Consider the following 2,299-nt stretch of genomic DNA (forward strand, 5'->3'; position numbering starts at 1 on the left):
CAAATGGGTTGATATTAGGGAACGACTTAATCGATGGATGCCCTAAGATGACTTTTCTGGTTTTTTGGTAACGGGCCGTAAAGGTATAAACACCGACACCCGCATTCGTTAGATTAATAATATCTTCTTGTAATTTGCGTTCAGAACCTCCGCCTCTGTTGTGCGAGACAATTAAGACGTTTTTTTCTTTACGCATACGCTGTAGTCGAGCAGAATCTAAGCGACAACGAGCGAGTTTAAGTGGGTCGTTGAAAATAAATTCATCAACGTCTTTTTGATACTTAGGGTAACGTTTGCTTAATAATTTAATGGCATTTTGCACGCGTTTGGCTTTTTCGCCTTGAAAAGATGCTGCACCGATATGCCTAACGAATACATCGGCAGCAATAATATTACGCCAGCCTTTTTGTATGGCTTTTTGACAAAAATCGTTTTCTTCGCCATAGCCTTTGCCAAAGGTTTTTTCGTCAAATAAGCCTACGGCTTGTAAACAGTCGCGTCTAATGTACATGCAAAAACCAACCCCTGTAGGTGCTTCGACTTCGTAATGGCGGTTTATTTTTGCGGTCATTTGATCTAATTCCGCGTAACTTAGCTCAAGTGGATAAGGATTATCTTGTAAGAATTGTGGATAGCTACATATCGTCGCGTTATTGGATAAAGGCGTTACTGTGCCAGTCGTTATATTTCTATGTGCAGTCTGGCTTAAGCGGTCAAGCCAGCCGTCATAGACCTCGGTGTCCGAGTTTAATAATACGATATTGCGGTGTGGATTGAGTTGTATACCTAAATTAACAGTGTGAACAAAACCTTGGTTTGAAGCGTTATTGAGTAAATTGAATAATTTCATTTCTGCTAACCGGTGCAAATCATCGGCTAATTCAGCATCAGGGCTTGCATCGTTAATTACGATTAATTGAAAAGCGGTTTCGGTTTTAGCGCTTAATACGCTCAATAAACAACGTAAAGTTTCAGAACGTCCCTTGTAAACGGGAATAATAATATCGACGTCACAGTGTTCTATATCGGCACGCTTGGGTAATTGACACCATTCTTGTTCACTTGGAATAGCCAGTGTGCTGGTTTCGTATTCGTGACCATTGCCATTTTGATCTGGGATAGTTTGGCGATTTTCTAATCTGCCTTGAGTTAAATAATGTAGCAAGGGATTAATGTTCATGCCAGCTACATCAGGGTACATTCTAAGATAAAACGTGCTGTCAAATTCAGCACATGGCGAGCGACCTTCTTTTCCACCCCATTTTAGATAGTGGAGTAAAGGGTCGATTTGCGCCCTAGCGATGTCTTTATTGTTTCTTAAGTAAAAATCAACATCAAACCATGGGCTAGGGGAGGTTTTTTGGTAGCGGCCAACATAGGCATAATGTAATAAAGAATTAGCATAGCCAGCTTTAAACTTAGCTTGTTTTCGATAATAGACGGGGTCAAAAAAAGGCATAGGATGCCGACCTTCTTTGTCGCCATAACTAATATAATGCTGTAACGCACTTATCTTAGATGCTGCTACATCTTGGTTCTGTTCCAGATAATAGGAGCGATCAAATAAGCCACTACGTTTAATAAGATAGTTAACAGCGGACTTATAAATAAAGCATAGTCCTAGCGGCTTACCTATCAGCTTTGTCAACCAAAGCGTATTCAACAGTGCTTGACCATGCCATGAATTTATTCTGTCGTGAAATCGCATTCGTTATTAACCTAAATGCACAAGGTTGAGTTCATCGGTTGTTGTTCGGTAATGCTTTAAGGTTAAGCTATTACTATAAGGCCACTAAATATAAATTAGGAGCACATTGCGTTCAGTGAACAAATTACATTACATTGTTTGTGAGTGATTTTCCCCTCCTATCTATTTTTATACGTGTTGTCTGAAGTTTTGCTTAATAGCATGATTATTTTGACATTTATTCTGTTAAATTTGCGCGTAACTAATTCAAAATCACCCTAGCGCCCAACGCCATTTGGTACAACATGGTTGAGACTTCTTTAAATAGCTGGCGATATTTTTCATCGACTTTAGGTAATACTAAGATTTCATCACCGGCGCGTAGGCTAGGTTCAGTAAACCAACCATCAGTTTCTTCGGTGTCTTCAAAGCTGCCGTCTTTATGCGCGATGATAATGCGCGAGGTATCGGCGTTTTGGGTATAGCCACCGGCAGCGTGTATGTAGTCGTCAACGTCTTTGTCTTTGGCCAATGCGATGGTATTCGGGAACATCACTTCGCCGCTAACCAGAATTAAGTTGTCCAGCGCCGGTATTTTGACCACATCGCCAC

The 2,299-nt window shown here is 40.6% G+C and carries 2 protein-coding genes; both read right to left on the minus strand.

All coding sequences use genetic code 11. The annotated features are described in order from the left end of the window. Positions 1–1,708: glycosyltransferase family 2 protein (locus VZ94_RS21295; protein WP_239650136.1), on the minus strand; the 1,708-nt coding region annotated here is incomplete at its 3' end. 241 nt (positions 1,709–1,949) lie between these two features. After that, positions 1,950–2,299: polysaccharide biosynthesis/export family protein (locus VZ94_RS21300; RefSeq protein ID WP_045780787.1), on the minus strand; the 350-nt coding region annotated here is incomplete at its 5' end.

It is taken from the genome of Methylocucumis oryzae, from assembly GCF_000963695.1.
In the GTDB taxonomy this organism is placed as follows: domain Bacteria; phylum Pseudomonadota; class Gammaproteobacteria; order Methylococcales; family Methylomonadaceae; genus Methylovulum; species Methylovulum oryzae.